This window comes from Candidatus Baltobacteraceae bacterium (assembly GCA_036489885.1).
Taxonomy (GTDB): domain Bacteria; phylum Vulcanimicrobiota; class Vulcanimicrobiia; order Vulcanimicrobiales; family Vulcanimicrobiaceae; genus JAFAMS01.
Window position 1 is genome coordinate 1,977,109 of record DASXEW010000003.1, and the last position, 25,145, is coordinate 2,002,253.

The following is a 25,145-nucleotide window of genomic DNA, read 5'->3' on the forward strand; positions in this document are numbered from 1 at the left end:
AGCACGAAGCGCCGGGGCATGACGCCGGAACAAATCCGAGAAGGCTTTCTCAAGAGGCGCTACATTGCCGGCGACGAGTTCACGACGGCATTTCAGCTGATGCTCGCGCTCGAAAAGCCGCTCCTGATCGAAGGGCCGGCCGGCGTCGGTAAGACCGAGAGTGCGAAAGTGCTCGCGGACGTCCTTGGCACGAAGCTGATCCGTCTGCAGTGCTACGAAGGCCTCGACGCCGCCAGCACGTTGTACGAGTGGAATTATCCCAAGCAGCTCCTGCGCATTCGCTTGACGGAAAACGAAGACGTGTCCGCCGATGCGCGCGAGGCTCAGATCTTCGGCGAAGAGTTCATGCTGCGACGTCCGCTGCTCGAGGCGATTTTACAAGATCGGGCTCCGGTGCTCTTGATCGATGAGATCGATCGGTCCGACGAAGCCTTCGAAGCGTTTCTGCTCGAAGTGCTCGGCGAATTTCAAGTCACGATTCCCGAGCTCGGGACCGTTCGCGCAAAAGAGCGCCCGGCCGTCATCATTACCTCAAACCGGATGCGCGAGCTTTCCGACGCGCTGCGGCGGCGTTGCCTCTACCTATGGCTCGATTACCCCGACTTCGAGCGCGAGATTCAGATTCTCACGACACGCATTCCCGATATCGACGCTCGTCTCGCAAAGCAGATCGCAACGTTCATGCGCTTCCTGCGCGATCAACCGCTCCAGAAAGTCCCGGGCGTTGCGGAAGCGCTCGATTGGGGGATGGCGCTCGTCAAGCTGCACCGCAGCGCACTCGACGAAGCCACGCTCGAGCTTACGCGCGGCTGCGTCATCAAAGTACAGGAAGACTGGGAATTTCTGCGTTCACATCGCGACCGTTATCTCTCCGCGCTTGGAGCCTGATTCCGGAACGCTGAGCGGACGGGTAACGGTTTTTTGCCGCTATCTTCGCGAACGTGGATTTCGCATCGGGATCGGCGAGACGCAAGATGCTTTGCGTGCGATCGAGACTACCGGCGTCGAGGATCGCGCGCGATTTCGAGCGGGTTTGCGCGCGGTCATCTGCGGCAAGCGCGGCGAACTTCTCATCTTCGATCAAGTCTTCGAAGCATTCTTTGGCGATCGCGAACTGCTCGAACGCGAATACCTGCGGCCCTCGCCGGAGGTCGAAGCCCTGCCCATACACGAGGATTGCGATCAAGACCGCAATCCGAATTGGGAGGCGCTCGTCGCAAAATACAGCGCCGCGGCCGGGCGCTCGGAGCCTCCGGCAATCGCGCGCGAACAAAGCGGCGACCTACAGCGTTCGGTCGATGCCCTCGTGCGCACCGTCGCGCTCGGACACTCGCGCAGATGGAGGCCGCAGGCCCGTGGTGAGCGCTTCGATTTGCGTGGAACCTTACGTGCGAGCTTGCACTCGGGTGGCGACCCGGTACGCGTGCGTCACCTCGGTCACCCGCGACGTAATCCACGCTTCATGCTCGTCATCGACGGCAGCCGATCGATGACGGAGCACGCTGAAAGGATTCTGCAATTTGCGCATGCGCTCGTACGCCGCAGCCGCCGTGCACGCGTCTTTGTATTCAGCACGGAGTTGCGTGAGATCACGCACGAGCTGCGCCGTTCGAAGCTGCCGGATCTCGGCGAAGCGTGGGGCGGCGGTACCCGCATCGGCGCGACCTTGCGACAGTTTGTGCGCAGGTTCGGCGCCTCGCTCAATGATGATACCGTGACGTTCGTATGCAGCGACGGTTTGGATTTCGGTTCGCCGGACGTGTTGGCTGAGGCCGCTGCTGAGTTGCACCGGCGCTCGGCGGCATTTATTTGGGTTAATCCTGACGCGGGCGTTCCGGGCTATGTTCCCGCGACGCTCGGGATGCGCGCCGTCTTACCGTTTACGAACGCGCTAGTCAGCACGACCGAGCTGCCGAAGCTCGCAACGATCGTGCGACGAGCGCTCTAGGTCTAGGGATTCCCCTCCTGCCAATTGACGTTGGGGAGTCCTTGACCATACGGGTTGCCCGTTCCGACCAATATCCAGATGGTCGTATGCGAGTAGATCGGAATCTGCGCGGGCAGTCCAAGGAAGGCCTGATACGTGCTCGATTGGGTCACGCATGGCGTGACGACGGTATTTACGCTCGTCGTTCCGCAAGCGGAGTATGAGTTGTAGTTTGCAGGTGTCGACGTGTAGATCTGAACGGGTCCGCTTAGCGGCCCGAAGCTGTTCGCGCTAAACGAGATTCCCCAAATGTCGAAGAAGGTTTGCAGCGTGAACGGTGATGCATAGTTGCACAACTGTGTCGGCGGATTGCCACTGGCAGCGCCGCAGTTCTGCGGAGTATTGTAGGCGGTCTCAACATGGATCATGCCGCTGTTGTCGTGCGCGTGCATGTCGTAGTAACAATCGGCGTAATAGCTCTGGTTCAGAACGCCGTTGATGTTATCGCTGGGTGGATCCGGATTGACCATGCCGACGCCGGCAGGTATGCCGAGCTCCTGTCCGTTGTAGAACACGCCCAAGAAGAAATGGACGTGATAGTCATTCGACATGGAGGCTGCGCACGGAACGCCGTCGACGACTCCATTGTTTACCGGGCCTTGGCCGCCACCGCTTGATGTAGCTCCCTGATCCCCCGGCTCGAGATTTCCGCCGTGCATGTAGCCGCGGCTATCGGGCGCCGTGTTGATGACGAGCAGCGGATTGACATTCCCATTCGTCTGGCCGTCCCCGACTTGAAGAGTCGTCGTCGAGGGCGTCGGCGTTGCTGGCGGCGGAGTCGGCGTTGGGGTTGGACTCGGCGTTGCGCCCTTCGGCGTCGCCGTTGGTGTTGGCGAGGGGGTTGCGCCGACGGGGGTCGGCGACGGCGTCGCACCTACCGGGGTTGCTGTAGGCGCAACGGTTGGAGCAACCGGATTTCCGGGTGCGCTCGGCGCGCTCGGAGTGCTTCCTCCTCCGCCGCCGCACGCAACGAGAAGTCCGATTCCGGCGACGAATGAAAATGCGGCAAGGATCTTCGATAGTTTTCGCATGGTCAGGTACAGCGTAGTCTGGCCTGGCGCAATCAACGAGTCGCTTGCAGCCCCATTTTTCTGGGACTTAAGAACCAAGCCAGCGCTACGGATCCCCTTCAACCCAATTGATATTGGGAAGGCCTGAACCCGACGATCCAGCTGGATTTGGTGTGCCGATGACAAACCAGTACACGGAGTGCGAATAGATCGGCTGCGCTTCGAGCTGTGAAAGCGAGCCGGTGTACGGCGCGTATGACGTCGACGTCGTAGAACACGGCACGATCACGTCGTTAGAGCTCGCTCCGCACGCTGAGTACGAGTTGTAGCCCGCAGGCGTCGTGTAGATAAGCACCGGGCCGGTCAGCGGGCCAAAGTTGGATGTCGTGACGTTGATGCCCCAGATGTCGAAGAATGTTTTCAACGTGTAGGGCGCGGCGTAGTTGCATTCTTGCGTCGGCGGATTTCCGCTGGCGGCACCGCAGAGTTGCGGGGTATTGTATGCCGTCTCGACGTGAATCATGCCGCTATCGTCGTGGACGTGCATGTCGTAATAGCAGGACGCAGTCCAGCTTTGATTCGGAACGGCTCCCGCCGTTGGCCCAGGCACCGGATTGCCGTTGTACACGTACTGATTGGGCGGATACGGGTCTACCATGCCAACGCCGGCTGGTACGGATACTTGTTGTCCGTTGTAGATAATGCCGACGAAGAAATGCACGTGGTAGTCGCCGGACATTGACGATGCGCACGGGATTCCGTCAACCGCGCTTCCTTGGCCGCCACCAGCCGATGTCGCGCCACTTTGTCCCGGCATGAGATTGCCACCGCCGCTATAGCTGTGCGTATTCTGCGCCGTCGAAATCAACAGCGATTGCGCGCTGCCGTTTGTCTCACCGTAGCCCACGCCGATCGTCGTCGCCGCCGGAGCCGGCGTCGACGTCGGACCTTGTGAGGGACCCGCCGGGTTCGATCCCCCCGGAGTGGTCGGCGCGCTCGAACCGCCGCCTCCTCCGCCGCAAGCGGTAAGGAGTGCGATTCCTATAGACAAGCCAAATGCAAGAAGAGACTTCGGCGGCTTTCGCATGGTTACCAGAGCGTAGTCCTAGCCGGAAGCGCGAGCGAGTCGCCGTTAGCCCTATATGCGTGGTAACAACAGGTCGTCGCGCGCGTGACTTTCGAACCAATACTCGGTGAAGGCGACACTCTATGCCGACGGCGGGTCTCGCGGAAATCCGGGGCCGGCGGCCTACGGAGCCGTGCTTTTCGATCAGGGCGGCGAGACGCTGTGCGAGGTCTCCGAGTTTATAGGAATCTCCACGAATAACGTCGCGGAGTGGTCCGGCCTGATCGCCGGCTTAGAGGCCGCGCTCGAGCTTGGTGTAGATGAGATCGAGGTCCGGCTGGATAGTGAGCTCGTGGTTCGGCAGCTTTCGGGAGCGTACCGCGTCAAACAACCGCACTTGATCCCGTTGCATGCGAAGGCCAAAACTCTGTTGCGCCGCTTTCCGTATGCGCACGTCGCGCACGTTCGTCGAGAGTTCAACAAAGAGGCGGACAAGCTCGTCAATCAGGTTCTCGACGCTCACAAGGGCAAGTAGCGCCCCATGAATCGCTCCCCGGTCATTCCCTTGGCAATCACCGTGCTCGCGATCGCATCGGTCGTGATTGGTTGGATGATTTATTGGCCCATCGAATCATCGCGCTATGCCGCCACCCGCACGGTTGAACGCTCGAAGTCAGTTATCCGCATGACATACACGGTGACGCACGAGCAGGGGCCGATTGCGCGCGAGAGCCTGACGTTCACCAACGTCAACGGCAAAGCCGAAGTCGCGTACGAAGGGATGAATCGTCCCGGCACCGCGATCGCCCGCTTTAAGCTGCCCGTCTCCGGGTTCACTGTTGCGTCTCTGTTCGGTGAAGCCGTGCACGACGGCGTCTGGGATCTGCGGACCATGCCGCCGCGCGGCGATACGACAACCTCGTACACGATCGCAATCTACCAGTTGACCGACAATCAAAGCGGCGGCCATACCTTCACATTCACGGATCCGCATTATTGGGCGACGACCGCCGGACATCAATACCATATTCATCTCGAGAAGGACAAACCGGTGCCGGATCTTCTGACGCTGCGCAGCACATCGCTTGCCGAGCCGCGCTACGGCTTGATCGTCCACGATTTTAAAGCGTTCGATCCTCCGGGGTTGCGCGCAACCTTGGCTGCAGCACGAGCAAAACTACGCGCAGCATAACGCTAACGTCCGTGGCGGCTGCGGTCCTGGGTGGAGCAGCGTACGCGGCGTATCAGGCGGTGCAGCATCCGCGGAGCAGATTTTTCGGGGACACGTTCACCGGTCTTGCGCCCGGGCGCCGGATCGTTGCATTGACGTTTGACGACGGACCCAACGGCGAGGACACGCGCGCCATTCTCGATGTGCTGGGCGAAGAAGACGTGCACGCGACGTTTTTTCTCGTTGGTAAAGCCGCAGCCGAGCAGCCCAAGACATTGCAGCGCATGGTTCGTGAGCGTCACGCCCTCGGAAATCATACGTGGGATCACGCGCACTTGAACCTACGCTCGCGAGCCGGCATCGCGCATCAACTTCAGCGAACCGACGACGCAATCTATGCGGCAACGGGGACGCGGACGTGGCTTGCGCGCCCGCCCTTCGGTGCGCGAAGCTTTCTTGTCCTCGATGAGCTGCAGCGCTTGGGCTATACGTGTGTCTTGTGGTCGACGCCGCTAGCGCGCGAGTGGGAATTTCCCGGCGCCGCTGCGATCGCTCGTCGAATCTTACAACGAAGCGGCGACGGATCGATCATCGCGCTCCATGACGGCAACCGGGGAAGGCGGGCAGATCGGCAGGACGTGGTGCAGGCCGTCCGCATGATCGTGCGGGGCCTGCGGCAACGCGGCCTTACGTTCGTAACGATTCCGCACATGCTTGCACTGGAGGCATTGCAATAGCGGGAGGTTTCCTGGGTACCGCAAAGACGCGACATGAAAATGCGTAGGCTCCTCACCGCACGACTCGATCTGATCCCGGTCGACGACGAAAACGCTCGGAATCTTTGGCGCGTCCTGCAGCAGCCGAACCTGCGCGAGTTCCAAGATATTCCGCGCATCTCAGTCGAGGAATTCGAGCGGCAGGTGCGCACGCGTCCTACTCGCTTCGGTCCAGGTGCAATCGGGCGATTTGAATGGCTGATTCGCGAGCGGCAGAGCGGTGCCGACGCTGGGTGGGTTTCGGTGCGCATCAACGATCGCACGCGCGACCATGCCGAGCTGGGGTACAGTTTGCTCACCACCGCGCGTCGCAAAGGCTATGCGCGGGAAGCGCTACGTGCTTTGGTCGACGAGATTTTTGCCGTGACGGAATTGGCTGAGTTGCACGCCTGCACCGTACCCGAAAACCTTTCGTCGCGGCGTGTGCTCGAAGGCTTGGGCTTCACGGAGACGCGGCTGCTTCATGGCGGAGCCCTCGTGCGGAACCGGCGCGTCGACATCATCCTCTATATCTTCACGCGCGCGCAACAGCTCGAAGAGCTCAAATCGCGGCAACGGGTCGTCGGTTAAGGGGCAGCCGACCGGGAAAAAGGTGGTCATGATCCTCAGGCTGACCACGCTGCTCGCGCTGGCTTCGATCTTGTCCTCGTGTGGCGTCGCTCACACGCCGGAACGCCTTGCGGATCTAACGACGCGCGCGCTCTACGAGGACAATCATGACGCCGCCGTCGCCAATTTCGATGAGCGCTTAAAGTTGCGCGTCACACGCGAACAGGTCGGCGCGATCTCGGATCAGATGCACTCCCTCGGCCGTTATAAGGGTCTGAGCACGCTCCACGCCGACGATCCCGGGCGTTTTCGATACAAGGCGAACTTCGACCGCGGAACCATGATCGTCATGGTGATGATAAATCCGGCCGGCCATATCGCTGCATATCGCGTCAAGTCAGCCGGCCGACTTCAATCCGAGTAACGTTCGGCATCGGAAAATCGCTGCGGCCGGCGCCGTAGCCGCTTAATTCAACATGCAGATCCGGACGAAATCCGGGCCGCTCGACGAGCGTCGAAAGAATCGCTGCACCGGTTGTCGTGACCATCTGTTTGCCGCTGGTCAAGCTGAGGTCGTTTGGAAACGCCGAGCAGAAGCAACGCTCGATGCCAAAGAGATCGAGTGCAATGCACGTCGCCGCGATATCGATGATCGCGTCAATTTGACCGATGGGATGAAAGTGCAACTGCCCCTCGGCGCGCGCTAAGCGCTCCGCAATAGTCGTTGCCAGGTCCACTTGCGGTTTCGATAGCCGCGAGCACTTGAAGATGTCGATGACTTCGGAGAGCGTGCGACGTCCGGGCGGATGCCGATGCGCTTCCGTATGTTCGAAGTGATCGTCCTCACCCGGAATGACGACATCGATGTACGTTGCCGCGACTCCGCGGCGTTGCGTGCGCTCGCGCACAATTGACCACCCGTCGACTGGAATCGTCTCGAGCATCTTGACGATTTCATCAAGATTCGCGCCTGCATCGACAAACGCGCCTAAAAGCATGTTGCCGCTGGCGCCGCCGATCAAGTCAAAAAACGCTGCGCGCACCTGAGAAATCCCTGGGTGCAAATCTCATCCTGCTCTTAGACCATTTGAGGCCATTCTGGGAGCCCGAACAGTTAATAGAGACAGGTAAGCAATGATGAAAATACTTGAACGTCCTCATACCAACGGCCACACGAAAGTTAGTTTTTCGCCAATTCCGCCTAAACGGCGTTGGCACCGCTCTTATACGATACTCCTTGCGGCGTTCGCGATCATCGCGCTAATCGCCGGGTCGTGGGCTGTTTTCCGCCCTCGCGCTGCCACCGCCGTCCTCACACAGCCGGCAACACAGGGAACGCTGACGCAGAGCGTTACGGCAACGGGTACCGTTAATCCACAAGACACGGTAAACGTCGGTACACAAGTCTCGGGAACTATCTCCCAACTCTTCGTCGACTACAACTCGAAGGTGAAGAAGGGCCAGGTTCTCGCGAAAATCGATCCGACGAGCCTACTAGCAGCTCTTCAGTCGGCACGTGCCTCGCTCTCGCAATCGCAAGCCCAGGCTACCGCAGGCGCGGATAATGCCAACGGCTCTCAGTCATCGGTTGCGGCTGCGCAAGCCAACGTCGCTGCCGATCAGCAAGCCATCGCCTCCGCGAAAGCTCAGATCGCAAAGGCGCAGAGCGCAAGCGCGCTCGCACAGCAAACCGTCTCACGCGACAAGCAGCTTCTCGGTCAGGGATTCATCTCCCAAAGCCAATACGATACGGATAGCTCGAACGCAGTCGCCGCGCAGTCAGCGTTGCAAGCCGCACAAATAGCGGTAACGCAGGCCCAAGCGCAAGAGACTGCTCAAGTAGCCACGACGGCTGCGGATGCCGCGCAAGCGCAAGGTGCGCAATCGACCGCAGCCGCGAGCCAAGCCGGAATCGGCATTCAGGAAGCACAGGTCGCGCAGGCCGCGTACAACTTAAACAACAGCGTCATCACATCGCCGGTCGACGGCACGGTGATCGCGCGTGACATATCGGTCGGGCAGACCGTTGCGGCCGGCCTACAAACGCCGACGTTGTTCTCGATCGCCAAAGACCTTACGAAGATGGAAGCCGATCTGCAAGTCGGCGAACCGGACATCGGCAACGTGCAGGCGGGCGACTCGGTTTCCTTCACGGTCCTCGCATACCCCACCCGAACGTTCACGGGCACGGTAACGCAGGTTCGCAAGAACCCGACGACCGTCTCGAACGTCGTCACCTACACAACCGTCGTCGACGTCAACAACCAAGACGGCGCGCTGCTCCCGGGCATGACGGCGAACGCAACGATCGACGTCGCTTCGGTGAAAAACGCGACCATCGTCCCGCTCACTGCGCTGCAATGGCATCCGGCTGCGGGTCAGTTCAAAGGACGTAAATCGTCTTCGAACACGACTGAGCGTACGCAAAACACCGCCGGCAGCGGCAACCCGTGGGGTGCGAGCGCAAGCGCCACCAGCGCGACAATCGTAGCCGGAACGCACGGACACGTGTTCGTCAAAGCCGGCAACGACGTACAGATGGTTCCCGTCAACATCCAAATGATCAGCGGGACGAACGCGGCAGTTACGCCGCTACACGGAACGCTTGCGGCGGGAACGCCGGTGGTCATCGCTGGCGGCGCATCGGCATCGCACCCGCAGCACGCTGCGACGACCAAAGGTAGCTCACCGCTGAACGCGCAGCCTTCCCGTGGAGTGCGCGTCGGTGGCGGAGGATACGGACGATGACACCGGTCGTACAAGTGACCAATCTGGTCAAAGACTATCCGATGATGGATCACACGGTGCGTGCCCTTGACGGCGTCGATCTTTCGATCGAACAAGGAGAGTTCGTCGCCGTCATGGGTCCATCGGGATCCGGTAAATCGACCTTCATGCACATCGTCGGCATGCTGGATCGTCCGACTGGCGGTATCTACCACTTCGAAGGACGGGAAGTCTCGTCACTATCGACGGACGACCTCGCGGACACACGCAGCAACAGGCTCGGGTTCGTGTTCCAAGCCTACAATCTGCTTCCGCGAACCACGGCAGTCGAAAATGTCGAGCTTCCCATGGTGTATGCCGGCGTCGATCCACAACTTCGGCGCGCGGCGGCACTTGAAGCGCTCGGGCTCGTCGGACTCGCGCACGTCGCAAACCATCAACCGAGTCAGCTCTCCGGCGGTCAACAGCAGCGTGTCGCGATCGCGCGATCGCTGGTGAATAATCCGGGATTGATTTTGGCCGACGAACCGACCGGGGCGCTCGACACAAAATCTTCGGAAGATGTCATGGCGCTCTTCAGCAGGCTCAACGAAGAGCGCGGCATCACGATCTTGCTCGTTACGCACGAGCCTGATGTGGCCGCGCACGCAAAACGCATCGTGACGTTCCGAGACGGTAAGATTCTCTCCGATCGTCCGGTCCTCTCACAGGAAGCAGCACTACGATGACATTCCTTGCAACGCTCCGTCTTGCGGGCCAAGCGCTCTTGCGCAATCGCGTCCGCTCGATACTCACTATGCTCGGGATCATCATCGGCGTCGCAGCCGTTATCGTAACCGTAGGCATCGGAGTCGGTGCACGAAATTCAGTGCAAGCTCAGATCAACTCGCTCGGCAGTAACATGCTGATCGTTATGCCCGGCAGTCTCAATCAAGGCGGCGTGCGGACCGGTAATGGCGGCGCATCGACGCTGACGCCTGCCGACGGTATGGCGATCGCGCAGCTGCCGGGCGTGGCAGCAGTCTCACCGGAAGTCAACTCGCGCACGCAAGTCGTAGCCAACGGCAACAACTGGCAGACGACCGTGACGGGCGTCGCGCCGACGTTCCAGTTCATCCGCTCGTGGCCAACTACGTCGGGCTCGTTCTTCACGCAATCCGACGTGGACTCGGCTGCAAAGGTCGCCGTCCTCGGCCAAACCGTCGTGCAGAATCTCTTTCCTACCACCTCACCGGTTGGTCAAACCGTACTCATCGGGAACGTTCCGTACACGGTCGTTGGCGTGCTCAGCTCCAAGGGCCAGAGCGGCGTCGGACAGGATCAAGACGACACGGTCCTCATTCCGTATACCGCCTCAATGGAGCGCATGACGGGTCAAACCAGCGTCGGAATGCTGCTCGTCTCGGCGGCGGATCCGTCGCAAACCGATGCGGTGCAGACTGAGATCACCGGATTGCTCGAGCAACGGCATCGCATCGTCGCGGGCCGTCCGGACGATTTCCAAATTCGCAACCTGCAAGACATTGCGGCAACGGCCTCGCAGACCGGAAACATTCTCGCGGTTCTGCTTGCTGGAGTCGCTTCCGTTTCGCTGCTCGTTGGCGGAATAGGAATCATGAACATCATGCTCGTTTCGGTCACGGAACGGACGCGTGAGATCGGCTTGCGTATGGCCGTCGGCGCCCGTAACTCGGTGATCTTGCGCCAGTTCCTCATCGAGGCGACCGTGCTCGCGACCGCCGGCGGCGCAATCGGTGCGCTGCTCGGCGGCATCGCGACGGTCGGTGTATCGATGACCGCGGGTTGGGCGACGTCGGTTCCTCCGGCGAGCGTCGCGCTCGCAATCGGCTTCTCGGCGCTCGTCGGTATCTTCTTCGGATACGCGCCGGCGCGCCGCGCGGCGCATCTGAATCCCATCGAGGCCCTGCGCTTCGAATAATGTCATCCTGAGCGTAGCAACGCGTAGCGTTGCGTAGTCGAAGGACAGCGGCAATGCTTACCGTCTGACAAGAGCCGCTGTCCCTCGACTACGCGCCCAAGGGCGCTACGCTCGGGATGACACAGAAGAGCGAATCAGTTTCTCCAGCGCGGCCGGGATGCGCGGCACGTACTCATGTTTGTACGGATACATCTCGCGCGAGTCGACGAGATGGACGATCATAGCCGGATCGATCTCAAAGATGAGGACGCGGCCATCTTCGAGCACGCTACAATCGATTCCGAAGTAGTCGAGTCCAACGCGCCGGGCAATTTCTTGTAAGACGCGCTCACGAGGTCCGTCGAAGACGTTGCCGACGTCGGCAAGAAAACGTTGCTCCTCGTCGCGTATCCATTGCTCTTTCGCATTGAGCGCGTTGTAGTAGTGTACCATCCAATTCTGCGAGATGGCGAGATGATGTGCGTATGGGACGCCGCCCACGAAGATGATGCGATACTTCCGAAAGTATCCGTCCTTGCGCCGGTAATCGATGAACGGCATCACGTAGAACTCATCGCCGGGAGTCTCGCGCAGGTATATGTCGAGCTCTTCGGACGTCTCGATCCTCGAGAACTGCGCACCCGCCTGCGAGCCGACCGGACGAATGACGTACGCAGCCTCCAAGACGATGTCCTCACGGCGCAGGCGTCGCGTTACCGGTACCAGTGCACCATCAAGGTCTGCAAAGTCGCGAGCAACGCCATCGCGGCTTAGCCGCTGAACACTAGCCGGATCGTTGAGCACGCGCCGTCCGAGTTTTGGAAGCCAACTCTCGAGCAGCTTCAAGGTTCGACCGGATTGCTCCGAATGCGCGATGACGTTGAAGACGACGTCGAAGGGTGGAAGAACGCCGCGCGGAGGCAACGGGTCGACGTCGTCGACGTACATCTTCATGATCCCGACATTGAGTGAACCGTACAAAAACTCGAGCGGGACGTTGGCTTGCCAATCACCGGGAATCGCGACGAGCAACATGGTGGGCGCACCCTGCGGCGCGGACTTGTCGAGAAAGAGACGCTGCTTGGCCAGGACGCGCGCCTGGTGCTCGAGTGCGCGTTCGCGATCGCCTTTGATTTGAAATGCTTCGTACAATCCGAGATGTGCGGGAATACTTTCGGGGTCGGCAGCTATCACCCGGTTGAACGCAGCGATTGCATCGTCGGCTTTCATTGCCCGGAGAGCTTCTTGGCCCGCGGCAATGTTCGTATCGGAGGACATCGGCGACTAGGTGCTGCGAGTTGCCGAGCTCGTATGCCTGCTCTGCGCAAGGGCGGCGGCAAATCCGGTGGCGGCCCGGTTACTAAGACGCGCGATCGTGGCGCGAATCGCGGGCGGCGTTTCGATTCGAAAGCGCGTTCCGGGAGCGCACGCATAACCGGCGTCTCGCAGCTGGGCGAGCGTTGCGGATTCGTCTGCGACGGGGATCCAACAGTTGAGCCCGCTCGGAATCGAGACGTCGATTCCGACCTGCGCGAGTGCGGCGATCAACATCCCACGACGCGCAGCGTAGCTTGCGCGGGCCTGGTCGATAGCGCGCATGACGGCGGGATCACCCCAGAGCGCGAGCGCTGTCGATTGCAGAATATTTGAGACCCAGCCGACGCCGAGTTGCTGTGTCCCTTTGATCCGTGCAATCGTCGCGGGATCGCCGGAAGCGATCGCGATGCGGAGATCGGGACCGAATGGTTTTGAGAACGAGCGAACGACGAACCAGCGTTCGCGCTTCGGCGTTAGACTTCGATACGGCGCGCCGGCGACAAGCCATGCGTGATCGTCTTCGATTACGAACAGATTCTCGGCTTGCGCGATCGTTGCAAGCAGATCCACTTGCCGTTTTGCATCGATGGCGGCGCCGGTCGGATTCTGCGCGCGAGGTGAGATGAGGAGCGCACGCGCGCCGCGGCGTATCGCAGCCGCGAGACGATCGGGAAGCATGCCGTGTTCGTCGAGCGGAACGGGAATTGGCGTCAGGCCGAGTGCGCCGAGCAAATCGAGATGCGCGGGATAGATCGGATCTTCGACCGCGACTTCGTCGCCCGCGCGAAGATTTGCGGCAAGGGCGCGTTCGATGCCGTCGAGCGCGCCGCCGAGCACGGCGATCGCGCTGTATCCGACATTGTCACTCTTGAACGCGCGCGCGGCGCGTTCCATCAAACGCGCATCATGCGCCGGTCCGCCGTAAAGGACCGGCTCCTTGGGGACGGCGCGAAGCGCGGTCGTTAGGCGCGGAAGAAGCGCCGGATCGGGATTTCCGTCGGCAAGGTTTTCGAGATCGCCCGCGACCTCGAGTTTTCCAACGCTGCGGAAAACGGGGGGCGCCGGACGTACGATCGTTCCGCGGCGTCCGTCGGAAACGATGACGCCGCGCGTTTGCAAAATGCGATAAGCAGCCGCAATAGTGCCGTGACTGCGCTGGAGTTCTTTTGCGAGGGCGCGTACCGTCGGCAGTTTTACGCCCGGCGTCAAGCGGCCGTCACGAATCTCCCGTTCGATGCTGGACGCGATCGCGTTTGACCCCTCGCCGTTGATCTGATATCGTAATGGTACGTTCACTGGTTTGTACTATAACAAAGGAAAGTCGATCATGCAAACTCGGCTGCGCGTCCGCCGTCACCCCGAGCGCGGCGTGTACGATCGGGAGCCGATCTACGCAATCTTGGATGAAGGCATGATTGCGCACGTCGCCTTCGTCGATGTCGAGTCTCCGGTCGTCATTCCGACCGCCTTCGGACGCGACGGCGATTCCATATACTTGCACGGCAGCGCGGCGGCGCAGTGGTGCAAGCGAATGTCGGAAGGCGTCCCTGTCTGCGTGACCGTGACCTTGACCGACGGTTTGGTCCTGGCGCGCAGCACGTTCAAGCATTCGATGAACTACCGTTCCGTGATGATCTTCGGAGCGGCGCAGCTGGTGAGCAACATCGAGGAAAAGCTGCACGGCCTGGAATGCATCGTCGAACATCTCGTCCCGGGACGTTCACGCGAAGCGCGGTCGCCGAATGAAAACGAGCTGAAAGCGACGTCCGTCGTGAAGCTCTCACTCGAAGAAGCGAGCGCGAAGGTCCGCACCGGCGGCCCCCTCGACGATCGCGGTGACTTCGAGCGCCTGGTTTGGGCCGGTGTGCTGCCGATGCGAACGGCCTACGGTACGCCGATTCCGGATGCCGCGGTGACGCCTATCGTCGGCGTTCCCGAGTATGTGCTAACCTATAAACGCTGATGTATATTCCCAAGCACTTCATCGTTGACGATCCGGACTGGATCCGTTCTTTCATGCGAGCGAACGCGTTTGCGACGCTCGTGACGACGTTGCGTGGCGAGCTGTTTGCGACGCATCTGCCGTTTCTCTACGATCCGAAGCCCGCGCCGCTTGGCAGGTTGCGCGCTCATATGGCGCGAGCGAATCCGCATTGGCAGTCATTCGGGGATTCGGGGCAGCTCGTGATCTTCACAGGCCCGCACGCGTACGTCTCGCCGACGTGGTATAAAACGGACGCCGCGGCCGTGCCGACCTGGAACTATACCGCGGTTCACGTTTACGGAAAAGCCAAGATCGTCGACGATCCATCCGACGTTCGCGAGCTTCTGCGGACGCTGACCGATCGCGAAGAGGCCGGAATGAATCCGCGCTACACGGTCGAGGACGTCGATAAAGAATATTTCGAACACATGGCTCGACAAATCGTAGCGTTCGAGATTCCCATCGTACGCATCGAAGCCAAGGCAAAACTGAGCCAAAACCGCACGCCTGAAGAACGGCGTCGCGTCGCCGACACGCTTGGCGGCGATCTCAAAGCACTGATGGAAGAGATCAGTCTTTAAGAATTGCCCGTATAAAGATCTTTGTAGCGCTCGCGCAGCTCACGTTTGAGGAACTTTCCAACGCCCGTGCGCGGAATCGCGTCGACGAACACCACACGATCGGGCAATTGCCACTTTGCGATGCGCTCGCCAAGCCACGCGCGGACCTCGTCCTCTGAAAGCGTGACGTTCTCGCGCACGACGACCGCGGCAACCGGGCGTTCATCCCATTTCGGATGCGCAACGCCGAACACGCAGGCTTCTTTGATGTGCGGATGACCCATCAAGGTGTTCTCGAGATCGACCGAGCTAATCCACTCGCCGCCTGACTTGATGAGGTCTTTGGAGCGATCGACGATCTCGATGTAGCCGTCTTGGTCGATCGTGACGATGTCGCCGGTGCGAAACCATCCGTCGGCAAACGCGTTCGAAGCCGGCGTCTTATAATATGCGGAAACGACTGACGGACCGCGGACCCACAGCTCGCCGCGCGTCGCCCCATCTTGCGGGACCTCGTTGCCGAGATCGTCGAGCACGCGCCATGATACGATCGGCGAAAATTTTCCCTGCTTGCGCTTACGTGGGGTCAGCGCTTCGAGTGGTCCGTCTTCGGGGCCGAAGAGTGGAACCGTCGTTCCGAGCGGACTCATCTCGGTCATGCCCCAGGCATGCGTGACGCGAATGCCGAGCGATTCCAAATCGTCCATCAGTTGCGGTGGAACCGCAGAGCCTCCGATAATCACACGATCGAGCGACGGCAAACGCTTTCCGGCCGCGCGAAGCGCGTCGCGTATCGCCAGCCAAACGGTCGGGACGCCGCCGCTGAAGGTAACCCTTTCGGATTCGAAGAGCTCGATGAGCCCGGCTGGATCCAGACGGCTGCCCGGCATGACGATCTTGGCGCCTGAAAGCACGGCAGCAAACGGAATGCCCCAAGCGTTGACGTGAAACATCGGCACGATCGGGAGCACGACGTCGCGACGCGCGATGCTGAAGACGTCGGCACTGTTGATCGCGAGAGCATGGATGAACGTCGAACGATGGCTGAAGACCGCTGCTTTTGGATCACCGGTCGTCGCCGAGGTATAGCAGATCATGGCGGCATCGCGCTCGTCGAGCACGGGCCATTCGCACGACGGCGATTCGGCGGCCAGTAATGTTTCGTAATCGTAGGCGTTGGGGAGCGTCTCCGAGCCTTGGCCCATGACGACGTAGATGCGGTTCGCGAGCTGGGGTCGCGCGTCGATCGCTTTCCGCAGAACCGGTACCAGTGAAGCGTCGACGAAGATTGCTTTGTCGTCGGCGTGCTCGATCACATATGCGATCTGGTCTGCGAAGAGCCGAATGTTTGCCGTATGCAGTACCGCACCGGATGACGGTACGGCATAATAGAGCTCGAGATGCCGATGCGTGTTCCACGCAAAACTTGCGACGCAATCACCCGGACGAATGCCTAAACGCGCGAGCGCGTTTGCCAACTGCGCACAACGGCGTCCAAAATCAGCATAGGCGTACCGGAAAATTGCATCACCGTCGCGCGAGACGATCTCGCGATCGCCGTGATTGCGAACCGCGTGCGCCAATATCCCACCGATTCCGAGTGGGATATCCATGATCAACCCGGGCCATGTTACGAGCGGCGTTTTGGCGCGCTCCGCGCTTTGCATGGCAGACTCTCCGCCTCAGGCAGGCCGGTTTCCCTCCCGACGCCGCGAAGTTTGGTTTATATGGCGGCGAAACTCTATGTCGGAACGTGTGGATACTCATACGCTGAGTGGAAGGGCACGTTCTACCCCGAAAAGATCAAGGCGACCGACATGTTGCCGTTCTACGCACGTCATTTCGGTGCAGTCGAGATCGATGCGACCTACTATCGGATCCTAGGCGCGAAGACGTTTGCCTCGATGGCAGCGCGGACGCCAGACGACTTCCGCTTTGCGGTCAAGGTGCCGGGGACGGTTACGCATGCCGCTGGTGCAGAGGTGGTCCATCCGGATGCCGCGGCCTGGCTCGACGGCGTACAGCCGCTGGTCGAAAGCAAGAAGCTCGCCTGCGGGCTTTTGCAGTTTCCGAGCGGCTTCAAACCGGAACCCCGCAACGAAGCATATTTGCGCAAGGTGTGCGAGGCACTCGGCGCGGTTCCACTCGTCGTCGAATTCCGCAATCGCAAGTGGCAGACGAACGAAACGCTGACGCTGCTCAGTGAGCTGGGTGTTTCGTGGACCAACGTCGACGAACCCCAGTTTCGAACGCTCTTGCGTCCGGGCGCCGACGTAACCGCGTCGCTCGCATACGTTCGGTTTCACGGCCGCAATTACGAGCAGTGGTGGAGCGGCGACAATGCGACGCGCTATGAATATTTATATTCCCAAGAGGAGCTCACACCGTGGACCGATCGGATCATCGATCTCGCGGCGCAGCCGAAAGTCCGCGAGGTTTACGCCTACTTCAACAATCACCGCCGCGGAAACGCGGCGCGCAATGCCGAGATGCTCGAGGAGCTTTTGCGCGAGAAGCTTAGTCGTTGAACTCGATCGTAATTCCGGCTTCTTGGAATCCATAATAACCGCGGCGGTCGCCGTTCAGATAACTGAGGAGGGGTTTGCGGACGACGTCCGCGCTTAGACGCTCGCCGACCGACGCGAGAGGTACCCACGCGAAATCAACGGCGTGCAGATCACCGTCGCGCATCTTCGGCTCGCCGTCGGAGCGCACCACAAACGCGACATTGGTGAACTGCGTTTCGGTTAAGCGATCGAACGACTCCGCCACGTACGCAACGTTCACGATCTCGACCGGCAGCGAGACCTCTTCGTCGAATTCGCGCTGCAGCGCAGCCTCGAGGAGCTCGTACGGTTCTTGCCGTCCTCCCGGAAGATTCCAGAGTGGGCCGGGATGATTGCGGTACCGGCTCGCGACCAGAAGAAGGCAACCCGCGCGCTCGAGGATGCCCGTACAAAGATGAATCCGCTTCATGCCATGTAGTCGACCTCCGTCATCATGCCGTCCATCATATGCACATCGTTGTGGCAATGCAGCACCCACCGGCCGGGCGGAGAAGTCGCCGCGAATCGCCACGTTGCCGTTCCACCGTTTGGATCGACGAGCGTCACGTCCTTGGACAACGGATAGCGAAGGGCACGGCCGTTCATCGCGACCAGCTCGAAAACGTGCCCGTGAAGATGCATTGGATGATGCATGTCGGTCGTGTTCTTGAAATGCACCTCGACGCGATCGTCCCGACGGACGACGATCCTTTGTGTGTGCGGCCACGTTTTGCCGTTCATCGTCCATCGCGAAGAGGCCCATTTGCCTCCGCCAAGTACGTACGAGGCGCGCTTGTCTATCGGAATTGCGGCCGGTCTGCTCCCGGGAGAGCCGGCTGCGCCAGCCAGTTCGTACGTGAAAAAGCGGACGCCTTCGAGCGCGGAGGGCGAACCGAGCGGCGATGCATTCTCCATGCCGGGCGTGTGTACGACAACGGCTTGCTCGAAGGCCATCGGATCCGCAGCCAGACCTTGCAGCAGCCACGCGCCGGGCTTCGTAACCTCGAACCACGCATCGTAGCGTTCCGCGACGCCGACACGCAACGCGTCGACGTCGATCGGTTGCGGCAGCGGATTACCATCGCTGTGCGTGACGTGCAACCGATGTCCGCCTAGGCGGATGTAGCGCGTCTGCGTCGGATTCGCGTTGAGAATACGCAAACGAACCCGGTGACCGACGCGAACCACGATTGGACGCACGTTAGGATAGCAGGCACCATTGATGCAATGCGCCGCGTAGGCAACCTCATCGCCCATTCTATCGTCGGGCGACATTGCCAGAAGTTCCGGCGAACCGGCAGGGTCAACCATCGGGGCCGTGCTGACGCCACGCATGGCGGCTCGGATCGTCGACCTCTTAGGCACGTCGTGAAAGACCAACGCAACGTCGACGTCAGCGGGTTCGTCGCGCACGTCGTCGACGATGATCATTCCGAAGAGTCCCTGGAACAACTGGTCGCCGACGTGGCTGTGATACCAGCGCGACCCGGGCGGTCCCGGAACGAATTCGTAGAGATATTCGTCGCCGTCTCGTACGGGCTTTTGCGTCACGTAGGGAACGCCGTCCATGACATTCGGTAAGATCATCCCGTGCCAGTGGACCGTGCTGAGCGAGCCGGTCCGATTGAGGAAATGCGCGCGCAGACGTTGCCCGTGGCGAATGCGAAGCAGCGGCCCCGGAATACTGCCATTATAAGCAAGTCCCGCAGAGACGACACCGGGAAATGGCCGAAAGGTCAACGGCTTCGCGGTCAGCGTGACGTCGAGCGTTTCTGATTCGGCGGCTTTTGCGGAGAGCGGTGCAACGACGCTTGCCGACATGAGCGCCGACGCCGAAGCGCGCACGAACGCGCCGCGAGCGATTCGAATCATGTCAGCCTCCGACGGTGATCGGCACGGCCATCACTTTACCGCCATATTGCACGCGGATCATCCACGGTCCACCCATCGAGAAATGGACCTTCGTTGCGAGCGTATGTGGATCCGAGGTCTTGTGGAGCGGTAGCCATCCGCTTCCGTGACTCATCGAACCCATTTGCATCGTCGCTTCGACTTGCGCAACGGAAGGCGGTGTGCCGGGGAACGTGACGTTAACCGTCGCCTCTTGCGTCGGATTCGCCGGAACCAGACGCACAATTGGCTTGCCATTGCCGCCGTCGAGCCCGGAAAGATACGCGACGACGTTGGCCACCTGCTTCTCGCTCAGTCCGAAACGTGGCATCGGAGGCTCCGGATCTTGTATCGCCTTTGCGATCTGCGCGGGACTCATACGTTTCTCAATGCCAACGAGACTCGGTGCTGTCGAACCGCGTAGGCCGGCGCCGTGGCAACCTTCGCAGCCGGAGACTTGCACGAGTTTGGCGCCCGCGGTCGCGTTACCGCTCGTGTACCCAGCAGCGTTCACCATCGCCGGAACGAGCGGCGCTATCACCAAAACTGCAAAAGTAGATATGAGCTTCACTCCGATCTCCTTTCGTGTTGCCTTTCCATCGTCGTCAGACGAGCGAAGAGCGACACCGTGGTTCACCCGAGGACTGAACGAAGAAAAGGATCCCGGATGTCGCACGCGAGCGCATGCCCACACAAAGATGGATCCGCTTCATGCCAGAGCCGTTCGGCTTGTGCGTCGAGCTTGGCTGCCTGCGCACCACGAAGTTCGGTGCCCCACTCGAGACCGAGGCCGGTGTCGCCGCCCGTGACGGTTGCGTTTGCCGAGCCGACCCAAACGCGGTCCCCGACGCACGCGAGCTTGTGATTGTTATCCGACTGCTCGATACGAACCCCGACGCCGCGGAGTTCGGCCAAGGCATTTTCGCGTCCATGCGTAGACTCGGTCGCGTTATAGATGAGGCGAACGTCGTCGCCACGTTGCGCGCGTTCGAGGAGAGCCCTTGCGATCGGACCCGGACCGAAGGATTCCGTCGCGACGAGAATCTCGTGGCCAGCGCCAGAACGAATCAGAGCGGCTTCCTCAGCGATCACCTGCGCTTTGCTGCGAATCGGAAGCGCCTCGTCGATGTCGGCCGAGAGGATCGCATCGTTCCCACCGCTGCTTCGCCAGTTGCGATCGTCGTAGAAGACGCGATCGTCAACGATAGCCACCTTCGCATGAATCGAACCCGATCCAACTCCCGGATTCGCGACGACACGTACGCCGTGATCGCGAAGGTCGCTCGCTATCGATGCGAGCCACTTCTTGGCGTCGTCCTTGCCGGCTGGACTATCGCAAAGATTGACGCTGACGTCTGCGCCACGATCGGCCGCGCGTTCGAGAGCGTGAAAAACGGCCCCCCGTCCAAGTACGTAGGCATCTAGCTTAACGCACTTGGCGCGATCGATTGCGGCGACGACATTCGATAAGACGACAAGTTGCACGCCTCTCCTTCACGACGATTGCCATAAATGGAAAGGATGCTCGAGGCGACGCAAATTCAATCGCAGCTCCTCGATCGCACCGCGGGCAGCGTTCGCGACGCGGTCACGAGGCGACTGCTCCGCGTTGAAGAGGCGGTCGATCTCGGCGAATGCGGTAGCCCATTCGCGCTCGAGGCGCGCGACGACCGGACGGGCCGCGGGCGGATGATTGCCGCGATAACGACGGGCTGATTTCCCTTTGTGTCCGTAGATGTTCGCGAGCGTTGCGACCTCGGGCAAGGGCGGATCGTAGTCGACGATGTTGCCGAGTGCGAGATAACGGCGGTCTTTGACCGCGTACAGCGCCGGCGGCAAGACGTTCCCGTAGTGCGCGTAGCGGTATGGGACGATCAGCTCCTTGCCGCGCAGCCCTTCGATTTTTTCGTGCACCGCGTTTCTCCAGCGCAGCTCCCGATCGAATCGATAGATGCAGAACCGGCGCGCAACGTCGCTGATCCATGAAAACGAGCCGAGGAAATGATCCGTGTATCCGTCGACGGAGCCGTATTCGTTCCCGAGCTTGGGCAAGAGACCGCGCGCGAGTCCGGCGATTCCCTCGTCGTGAACTTCGTCAGCGTCGAGCCACAGCACCCAATCCGGCGTTGCGTTGGCGGCGAGTGCGGCAAACGCATCGTTGCGCATTGTTGCAAAGTCGACGAACTTTGTTTGGACGACACGCAGCCCTCCGGCTTTCGCGACCTCACTGGCCGTTATCGTCGCCAAGTTCGGATTGAGCATGTCGCCTGCATTATCGTTGACGACGAGTACATCAACGACGCTCGCAATCGATGCGAGCGTCGCTTCGAGATACGGCTCCGGAGACGCCCCTACACACAGCGCGCAGGCCAGCATTTTTGCCGTTAGCCGCCGTGGCCGGCGTGATTTGCTGCCGCAGCCGGGATGCGCGCCACGCGCACCGCATCGGTGGAAAGCGTCGTCGTATCCGCCAAACCGGCGTGCGCTGTCCAACGCGCGCGGACGCTGCCGTTGCGGTCCAGTATCAGTTCCGTTTCGTTGCCGTCTTTGGGAGAACGAAAGAGCCCGAGCATATGCCGGACGTCATCGGAAACATTGATGGCCGGCGTCGCGGACGAAGCGTGTGCGACGTCGACTGCAAGGCAGGTTACGCCCTTTAACGCGGCGAGTTGTGCGAGGCGTTCTTCGGGCGCGTTAGCGAACAAAACGAGCAGCACGGGTCCGGTCTTCAACGTCTGACTCAGAGTATTCTGCGCGCCCTTTTGCTCAAACGCAAAATCCGGGAGTGGGGGCGCGGCAGTCGTGGAGATCCGCGAGCCGACATCGCCGACCTGAACGGCGGCCGCGTGGGCCAGGACGTAATTGATCACATCCCAGCGCTGCGCCGGTGTCAGCTTATCCGCGAAACCCGGCATGACGCCGCCGAGCCCATAGCTCACCCACCAAAAAACGTCCCCGACTTTGTGCGCAAAGATGTGCTCTTCGGTTAGGTCGGCAGGCCGTATCGGAAGTTTGCGTGCGAGCGGACCGTCGCCCCGGCCGTCCGCGCCATGGCAAACCGTGCAGTTCGCCATGAAAAGCGGCGCGCCGTGCGCGACCGAGGGTGCGGAGTAGGGCTGCGTTGATGCGAAATACGTCGTCGGATACGCGGTTACGACACCGGGCCGCAGCGCGATTCCGCCGATTACTGCGCAAACGACGAGTGCGACGAGCGAGGCGACCATGCCGCGATGACGTCGCTGCTCGGCCGTTACAACAGCCGCTACCAGGAAGAGGGAAAATAGGACGAAGGCGACGTCGACGATTTTTTGTGCGCCGACCGCGATCTCCGCGAAGTCGATCCGAAACGGTAGGGGCCAACGTGGTTCCGTATGGAGTCCCGGCGGTAGCGTGCCGATGATTCCGACGATCGCAAGGACCAAGAAACCGAAGCTCGCTTCCGTTGAAGCGTTCCGGCACAGACGGCGGATTGCGCTGATCCCCGCCGATAGGTTGCGTTCGGCGCGCTCGAGGAGAGGCGAAAGCCGGAGGAGGTTGATGCGCGCAATCACGATCATCGCCGCGAAAAACGCAATTTTGAGCAAGAGCAGTTGACCATACAGCGTTCCGAGTAATGCGGCCGCGGTGCCGCTGAGAAACCACGTATTGAGTATTCCGGTGATCAAAAGCGTTGTTACACACGTGATACCGAGCACCGAGAAACGCGATGTCACTCGGCCTGCAACGGAAACGCTTTCGGCGTCGCCGTCTTTCCAGATACCCGCGAAGAACAGGGCGAGCGGCGGGAGCGCGCCCAGCCACGCGCCCGACGCGATCAGGTGCAAGAGATCGGCCGGCAGATGCAAGACGTCGAAGGGAATATCTTCGGCGGCAGCGCCGTGACCGGCCCATGCTAACGAAGCAATGAACGCCGCCGAAACCGCCAAGCCAATCCAACGTGCGACGTTTCTCCAGCCGCCGACCTGGACTGCCAGACAGATGCCGATGATAACGAGCAACCCCGCGCGCACTTGCCAATCGATACCGAATTGCGTTTGCGTCAAGACGATGCCGAGCACGCCGCCTTGCAATACGCCGGAAAGCGGTGTGCCGCTCATGTTCGACGACACGTCGAACAGCCACCCGATCCCGCTAAGGAGTGCTACGCACCAACTCGCCCAGGCAAGCACGACGAGCCGGCGATCGATGCGTTCCGGCAATGTGCGCGCGATCAAGCACCAAAAGACAAAGGAGCCTTCGAGCGACGCGGTCGCTGCAAAATGCAGCGTCCGCGTCACGATCAGGAAAGCATCCATGCCGGCTTAGCCCTTGCCGACGTGAAAGCTATAGTCGCCCTGCGTCCGATGCGTGTCGACCGACAGGACGTGCCACTGGACTTTGTAGGTGCCGACGTCCAATGTTTTCAGCTTGACGTCGAGTTCGAATTTGTTGCCCGAATCGATTTGCGCGGGACCATCGTTGACGGGCGCGCCCGATTTGTCGGTTACCGTCACCGAGCTGAACGCGGGTTCAAGCTGCTGAGTGAACCACAGATGGATGACGGCAGGCGAAGTTGGAACCGTGCTGCCGACGGCAGGATCCGAATGATCGAGAAACGCGTGCGCCCCCGCGCAAACCGGAGAAAGTAGCAATGCGGCGACCGCAATGCTCAGAACGGCACGTATGATCGTCATTGTTTCTCACCCCAAAGATCTTTGTTGATGATAGGTTTTCCGAAGAAGTCTTTGTAGGCAAAGTCATCGAGGAACAGGTGGAATTGGAGCACGTAACCGACGCCCTGTTGCATTCGTGTCGTCGAATTGGAAGGCAATAGCGCTTCCACGCCGACTTGCCAGGTGTTGGCCTCGTACAAGATTCCGGGAGCGATCGTCCCCGTAGGCGGTCCGCCGTTATCGACGTTCGTCATCGAAAATTCGACCAGTGGGATCAAGCGGCCAACCCATCGCGGCACGTTGAGCGCCTTGATGTGTTGCATCTGATACGGCATCGAGTATTGCAGTGACGCAGAATACGCCCACGCGTTTGGGCTCGCGAGTGGTGAATCGGAGAAGATGCGACTTACTTCGCCGGTGACGGCAAACGGACGCCAGAAATCGCTCTTTAGATCGCCAAGTCCCTTGCCGACGTAAAACGTCGGCGCAGTGCTGCTAACAGTGTCGATCGCGCCGGCGCCGCTCAATTGCTTCGAGCCTGTACCGATGATCTCTCGCACGACGCCGACAGACCATGCGAGCTCGTGCTTATCGATGCACGGGAGCTCGTCTTTCAGCGTAATCGTGATGTTGTCCCAGCCGTTTTGGGCAGGTCCGGGATTGCCTTGCTGGATGTAGTCGCCGTTGACTGCGAAACCGAGATCTTGCGTGATGCTCTTGTCCCATTCGTAACCAATCGTCGTACTTTGGCTCGCTGGGCTTGGGATATGCTGAATCGTGGGCAACGAAAACTCGTTTCCGACACCGGGATCGTCCATGGTGAGGGTTGCGGGAAAGACGCGGTCGCCGCAGATAACGTGAGCCTGTGCGGCGCTACGCGCAACGAGAAAGAATGCGATGAACGCGGCCGTGGTGACGGCACGCATAACGGCGGTATACACCGAAAGACTCCTCCGATCGAAATGTGTGAGTACGGCGCGCTACGGCGCCAA

At 60.5% G+C, this 25,145-nt stretch carries 27 protein-coding genes; 13 read left to right on the forward strand and 14 right to left on the reverse strand.

Annotated features, from left to right (window positions below):
• The first annotated feature begins 18 nt into the window (after window positions 1-18).
• A complete protein-coding gene (locus VGG22_15730; GenBank protein ID HEY1729824.1) occupies window positions 19-888 on the forward strand; it encodes a MoxR family ATPase in 870 nt (289 codons plus the stop codon).
• Window positions 878-1,948, forward strand: coding sequence for a VWA domain-containing protein (locus VGG22_15735; protein ID HEY1729825.1), 1,071 nt, complete (start codon window positions 878-880; stop codon window positions 1,946-1,948). The genes VGG22_15730 and VGG22_15735 overlap by 11 nt, the downstream gene beginning before the upstream one ends.
• A gap of 2 nt (window positions 1,949-1,950) precedes the next feature.
• Here VGG22_15735 and VGG22_15740 read toward each other — a convergent pair whose 3' ends face one another.
• The gene (locus tag VGG22_15740) at window positions 1,951-3,018 is read right to left on the reverse strand and encodes a hypothetical protein (GenBank protein ID HEY1729826.1); all 1,068 of its coding nucleotides are present in this window, start codon (window positions 3,016-3,018) and stop codon (window positions 1,951-1,953) included.
• Window positions 3,019-3,103: 85 nt separating this feature from the next.
• The gene (locus VGG22_15745; GenBank protein HEY1729827.1) at window positions 3,104-4,084 is read right to left on the reverse strand and encodes a hypothetical protein; all 981 of its coding nucleotides are present in this window, start codon (window positions 4,082-4,084) and stop codon (window positions 3,104-3,106) included.
• Between the two features lie 106 nt (window positions 4,085-4,190).
• On the opposite strand from VGG22_15745, the gene VGG22_15750 reads away from it, so the two are divergent.
• The 5 genes from VGG22_15750 to VGG22_15770 are packed head-to-tail and all read left to right on the forward strand — an operon-like array spanning window position 4,191 to window position 6,983.
• Window positions 4,191-4,598: a ribonuclease HI family protein gene (locus tag VGG22_15750; GenBank protein HEY1729828.1), complete on the forward strand. Its 408-nt coding sequence runs from the start codon at window positions 4,191-4,193 to the stop codon at window positions 4,596-4,598.
• Window positions 4,599-4,604: 6 nt separating this feature from the next.
• Window positions 4,605-5,255, forward strand: a complete 651-nt coding sequence (locus tag VGG22_15755) for a hypothetical protein (protein ID HEY1729829.1) — start codon at window positions 4,605-4,607, stop codon at window positions 5,253-5,255.
• 11 nt (window positions 5,256-5,266) lie between these two features.
• Window positions 5,267-5,971, forward strand: coding sequence for a polysaccharide deacetylase family protein (locus tag VGG22_15760; protein ID HEY1729830.1), 705 nt, complete (start codon window positions 5,267-5,269; stop codon window positions 5,969-5,971).
• A 39-nt stretch (window positions 5,972-6,010) separates the two neighbouring features.
• Window positions 6,011-6,580 carry a GNAT family N-acetyltransferase gene (locus VGG22_15765; protein HEY1729831.1) on the forward strand — a complete coding sequence of 190 codons (570 nt, stop codon included), beginning with the start codon at window positions 6,011-6,013 and terminating at the stop codon, window positions 6,578-6,580.
• Window positions 6,581-6,608: 28 nt separating this feature from the next.
• On the forward strand, window positions 6,609-6,983 hold the full coding sequence (locus tag VGG22_15770; protein ID HEY1729832.1) for a hypothetical protein: 375 nt from the start codon (window positions 6,609-6,611) through the stop codon (window positions 6,981-6,983).
• Here VGG22_15770 and larC read toward each other — a convergent pair.
• Window positions 6,952-7,602, reverse strand: coding sequence for a nickel insertion protein (larC, locus tag VGG22_15775; GenBank protein ID HEY1729833.1), 651 nt, complete (start codon window positions 7,600-7,602; stop codon window positions 6,952-6,954). The two genes, VGG22_15770 and larC, sit on opposite strands and share 32 nt — an antisense overlap.
• A 91-nt stretch (window positions 7,603-7,693) precedes the next feature.
• On the opposite strand from larC, the gene VGG22_15780 reads away from it, so the two are divergent.
• The 3 genes from VGG22_15780 to VGG22_15790 are packed head-to-tail and all read left to right on the forward strand — an operon-like array spanning window position 7,694 to window position 11,225.
• Window positions 7,694-9,307: an efflux RND transporter periplasmic adaptor subunit gene (locus VGG22_15780; protein ID HEY1729834.1), complete on the forward strand. Its 1,614-nt coding sequence runs from the start codon at window positions 7,694-7,696 to the stop codon at window positions 9,305-9,307.
• Window positions 9,304-10,014, forward strand: coding sequence for an ABC transporter ATP-binding protein (locus tag VGG22_15785; protein ID HEY1729835.1), 711 nt, complete (start codon window positions 9,304-9,306; stop codon window positions 10,012-10,014). The genes VGG22_15780 and VGG22_15785 overlap by 4 nt, the downstream gene beginning before the upstream one ends.
• The gene (locus VGG22_15790; protein HEY1729836.1) at window positions 10,011-11,225 is read left to right on the forward strand and encodes an ABC transporter permease; all 1,215 of its coding nucleotides are present in this window, start codon (window positions 10,011-10,013) and stop codon (window positions 11,223-11,225) included. The genes VGG22_15785 and VGG22_15790 overlap by 4 nt, the downstream gene beginning before the upstream one ends.
• 105 nt (window positions 11,226-11,330) lie before the next feature.
• Here VGG22_15790 and VGG22_15795 read toward each other — a convergent pair whose 3' ends face one another.
• Both VGG22_15795 and VGG22_15800 read right to left on the reverse strand, forming a co-directional pair.
• Window positions 11,331-12,434, reverse strand: a complete 1,104-nt coding sequence (locus VGG22_15795; GenBank protein ID HEY1729837.1) for a hypothetical protein — start codon at window positions 12,432-12,434, stop codon at window positions 11,331-11,333.
• A gap of 54 nt (window positions 12,435-12,488) precedes the next feature.
• Window positions 12,489-13,817: an aminotransferase class I/II-fold pyridoxal phosphate-dependent enzyme gene (locus VGG22_15800; protein ID HEY1729838.1), complete on the reverse strand. Its 1,329-nt coding sequence runs from the start codon at window positions 13,815-13,817 to the stop codon at window positions 12,489-12,491.
• 31 nt (window positions 13,818-13,848) lie between these two features.
• Between VGG22_15800 and VGG22_15805 the strand changes: the two genes are divergently transcribed.
• Window positions 13,849-14,484: a pyridoxamine 5'-phosphate oxidase family protein gene (locus VGG22_15805; GenBank protein HEY1729839.1), complete on the forward strand. Its 636-nt coding sequence runs from the start codon at window positions 13,849-13,851 to the stop codon at window positions 14,482-14,484.
• Entirely contained in the window at window positions 14,484-15,086 is a 603-nt protein-coding gene (locus tag VGG22_15810) for an FMN-binding negative transcriptional regulator (GenBank protein HEY1729840.1), read from the forward strand. The genes VGG22_15805 and VGG22_15810 overlap by 1 nt, the downstream gene beginning before the upstream one ends.
• Here the strand turns inward: VGG22_15810 and VGG22_15815 are convergent.
• The gene (locus VGG22_15815; GenBank protein HEY1729841.1) at window positions 15,083-16,732 is read right to left on the reverse strand and encodes a long-chain fatty acid--CoA ligase; all 1,650 of its coding nucleotides are present in this window, start codon (window positions 16,730-16,732) and stop codon (window positions 15,083-15,085) included. The two genes, VGG22_15810 and VGG22_15815, sit on opposite strands and share 4 nt — an antisense overlap.
• Before the next feature lie 60 nt (window positions 16,733-16,792).
• On the opposite strand from VGG22_15815, the gene VGG22_15820 reads away from it, so the two are divergent.
• Window positions 16,793-17,593 carry a DUF72 domain-containing protein gene (locus tag VGG22_15820; protein ID HEY1729842.1) on the forward strand — a complete coding sequence of 267 codons (801 nt, stop codon included), beginning with the start codon at window positions 16,793-16,795 and terminating at the stop codon, window positions 17,591-17,593.
• Here VGG22_15820 and VGG22_15825 read toward each other — a convergent pair.
• From VGG22_15825 to VGG22_15860, 8 genes are all read right to left on the reverse strand, one after another.
• Entirely contained in the window at window positions 17,583-18,041 is a 459-nt protein-coding gene (locus tag VGG22_15825; protein ID HEY1729843.1) for an NUDIX hydrolase, read from the reverse strand. The two genes, VGG22_15820 and VGG22_15825, sit on opposite strands and share 11 nt — an antisense overlap.
• Window positions 18,038-19,483, reverse strand: coding sequence for a multicopper oxidase family protein (locus tag VGG22_15830; protein ID HEY1729844.1), 1,446 nt, complete (start codon window positions 19,481-19,483; stop codon window positions 18,038-18,040). The genes VGG22_15825 and VGG22_15830 overlap by 4 nt, the downstream gene beginning before the upstream one ends.
• Window position 19,484: 1 nt before the next feature.
• The gene (locus tag VGG22_15835; protein HEY1729845.1) at window positions 19,485-20,072 is read right to left on the reverse strand and encodes a c-type cytochrome; all 588 of its coding nucleotides are present in this window, start codon (window positions 20,070-20,072) and stop codon (window positions 19,485-19,487) included.
• A 62-nt stretch (window positions 20,073-20,134) separates the two neighbouring features.
• Window positions 20,135-20,986, reverse strand: a complete 852-nt coding sequence (locus VGG22_15840; protein HEY1729846.1) for a phospholipase D-like domain-containing protein — start codon at window positions 20,984-20,986, stop codon at window positions 20,135-20,137.
• A gap of 9 nt (window positions 20,987-20,995) precedes the next feature.
• The gene (locus VGG22_15845; GenBank protein HEY1729847.1) at window positions 20,996-21,877 is read right to left on the reverse strand and encodes a hypothetical protein; all 882 of its coding nucleotides are present in this window, start codon (window positions 21,875-21,877) and stop codon (window positions 20,996-20,998) included.
• An 8-nt stretch (window positions 21,878-21,885) separates the two neighbouring features.
• Window positions 21,886-23,796 carry a copper homeostasis membrane protein CopD gene (gene copD / locus VGG22_15850; protein ID HEY1729848.1) on the reverse strand — a complete coding sequence of 637 codons (1,911 nt, stop codon included), beginning with the start codon at window positions 23,794-23,796 and terminating at the stop codon, window positions 21,886-21,888.
• Between the two features lie 6 nt (window positions 23,797-23,802).
• Window positions 23,803-24,174, reverse strand: a complete 372-nt coding sequence (locus VGG22_15855) for a copper resistance protein CopC (protein ID HEY1729849.1) — start codon at window positions 24,172-24,174, stop codon at window positions 23,803-23,805.
• Window positions 24,171-25,094, reverse strand: a complete 924-nt coding sequence (locus tag VGG22_15860) for a hypothetical protein (GenBank protein ID HEY1729850.1) — start codon at window positions 25,092-25,094, stop codon at window positions 24,171-24,173. The genes VGG22_15855 and VGG22_15860 overlap by 4 nt, the downstream gene beginning before the upstream one ends.
• Window positions 25,095-25,145: the final 51 nt, after the last annotated feature.

What these genes read in the sequence shown, in the direction of transcription:
- VGG22_15830 (HEY1729844.1), bottom strand. Translation starts at nt 19,483, where the DNA reads ATGATTCGAATCGCTCGCGGCGCGTTCGTGCGCGCTTCGGCGTCGGCG.
- VGG22_15730 (HEY1729824.1), top strand. Translation starts at nt 19, where the DNA reads ATGACGCCGGAACAAATCCGAGAAGGCTTTCTCAAGAGGCGCTACATT.
- VGG22_15795 (HEY1729837.1), bottom strand. Translation starts at nt 12,434, where the DNA reads ATGAAAGCCGACGATGCAATCGCTGCGTTCAACCGGGTGATAGCTGCC.
- VGG22_15765 (HEY1729831.1), top strand. Translation starts at nt 6,011, where the DNA reads ATGCGTAGGCTCCTCACCGCACGACTCGATCTGATCCCGGTCGACGAC.
- VGG22_15790 (HEY1729836.1), top strand. Translation starts at nt 10,011, where the DNA reads ATGACATTCCTTGCAACGCTCCGTCTTGCGGGCCAAGCGCTCTTGCGC.
- copD (HEY1729848.1), bottom strand. Translation starts at nt 23,796, where the DNA reads ATGGATGCTTTCCTGATCGTGACGCGGACGCTGCATTTTGCAGCGACC.
- VGG22_15845 (HEY1729847.1), bottom strand. Translation starts at nt 21,877, where the DNA reads ATGCTGGCCTGCGCGCTGTGTGTAGGGGCGTCTCCGGAGCCGTATCTC.
- VGG22_15745 (HEY1729827.1), bottom strand. Translation starts at nt 4,084, where the DNA reads ATGCGAAAGCCGCCGAAGTCTCTTCTTGCATTTGGCTTGTCTATAGGA.
- VGG22_15755 (HEY1729829.1), top strand. Translation starts at nt 4,605, where the DNA reads ATGAATCGCTCCCCGGTCATTCCCTTGGCAATCACCGTGCTCGCGATC.
- VGG22_15740 (HEY1729826.1), bottom strand. Translation starts at nt 3,018, where the DNA reads ATGCGAAAACTATCGAAGATCCTTGCCGCATTTTCATTCGTCGCCGGA.
- VGG22_15785 (HEY1729835.1), top strand. Translation starts at nt 9,304, where the DNA reads ATGACACCGGTCGTACAAGTGACCAATCTGGTCAAAGACTATCCGATG.
- VGG22_15825 (HEY1729843.1), bottom strand. Translation starts at nt 18,041, where the DNA reads ATGAAGCGGATTCATCTTTGTACGGGCATCCTCGAGCGCGCGGGTTGC.
- VGG22_15770 (HEY1729832.1), top strand. Translation starts at nt 6,609, where the DNA reads ATGATCCTCAGGCTGACCACGCTGCTCGCGCTGGCTTCGATCTTGTCC.
- VGG22_15820 (HEY1729842.1), top strand. Translation starts at nt 16,793, where the DNA reads ATGGCGGCGAAACTCTATGTCGGAACGTGTGGATACTCATACGCTGAG.
- VGG22_15815 (HEY1729841.1), bottom strand. Translation starts at nt 16,732, where the DNA reads ATGCAAAGCGCGGAGCGCGCCAAAACGCCGCTCGTAACATGGCCCGGG.
- VGG22_15855 (HEY1729849.1), bottom strand. Translation starts at nt 24,174, where the DNA reads ATGACGATCATACGTGCCGTTCTGAGCATTGCGGTCGCCGCATTGCTA.
- VGG22_15780 (HEY1729834.1), top strand. Translation starts at nt 7,694, where the DNA reads ATGATGAAAATACTTGAACGTCCTCATACCAACGGCCACACGAAAGTT.
- VGG22_15810 (HEY1729840.1), top strand. Translation starts at nt 14,484, where the DNA reads ATGTATATTCCCAAGCACTTCATCGTTGACGATCCGGACTGGATCCGT.
- VGG22_15805 (HEY1729839.1), top strand. Translation starts at nt 13,849, where the DNA reads ATGCAAACTCGGCTGCGCGTCCGCCGTCACCCCGAGCGCGGCGTGTAC.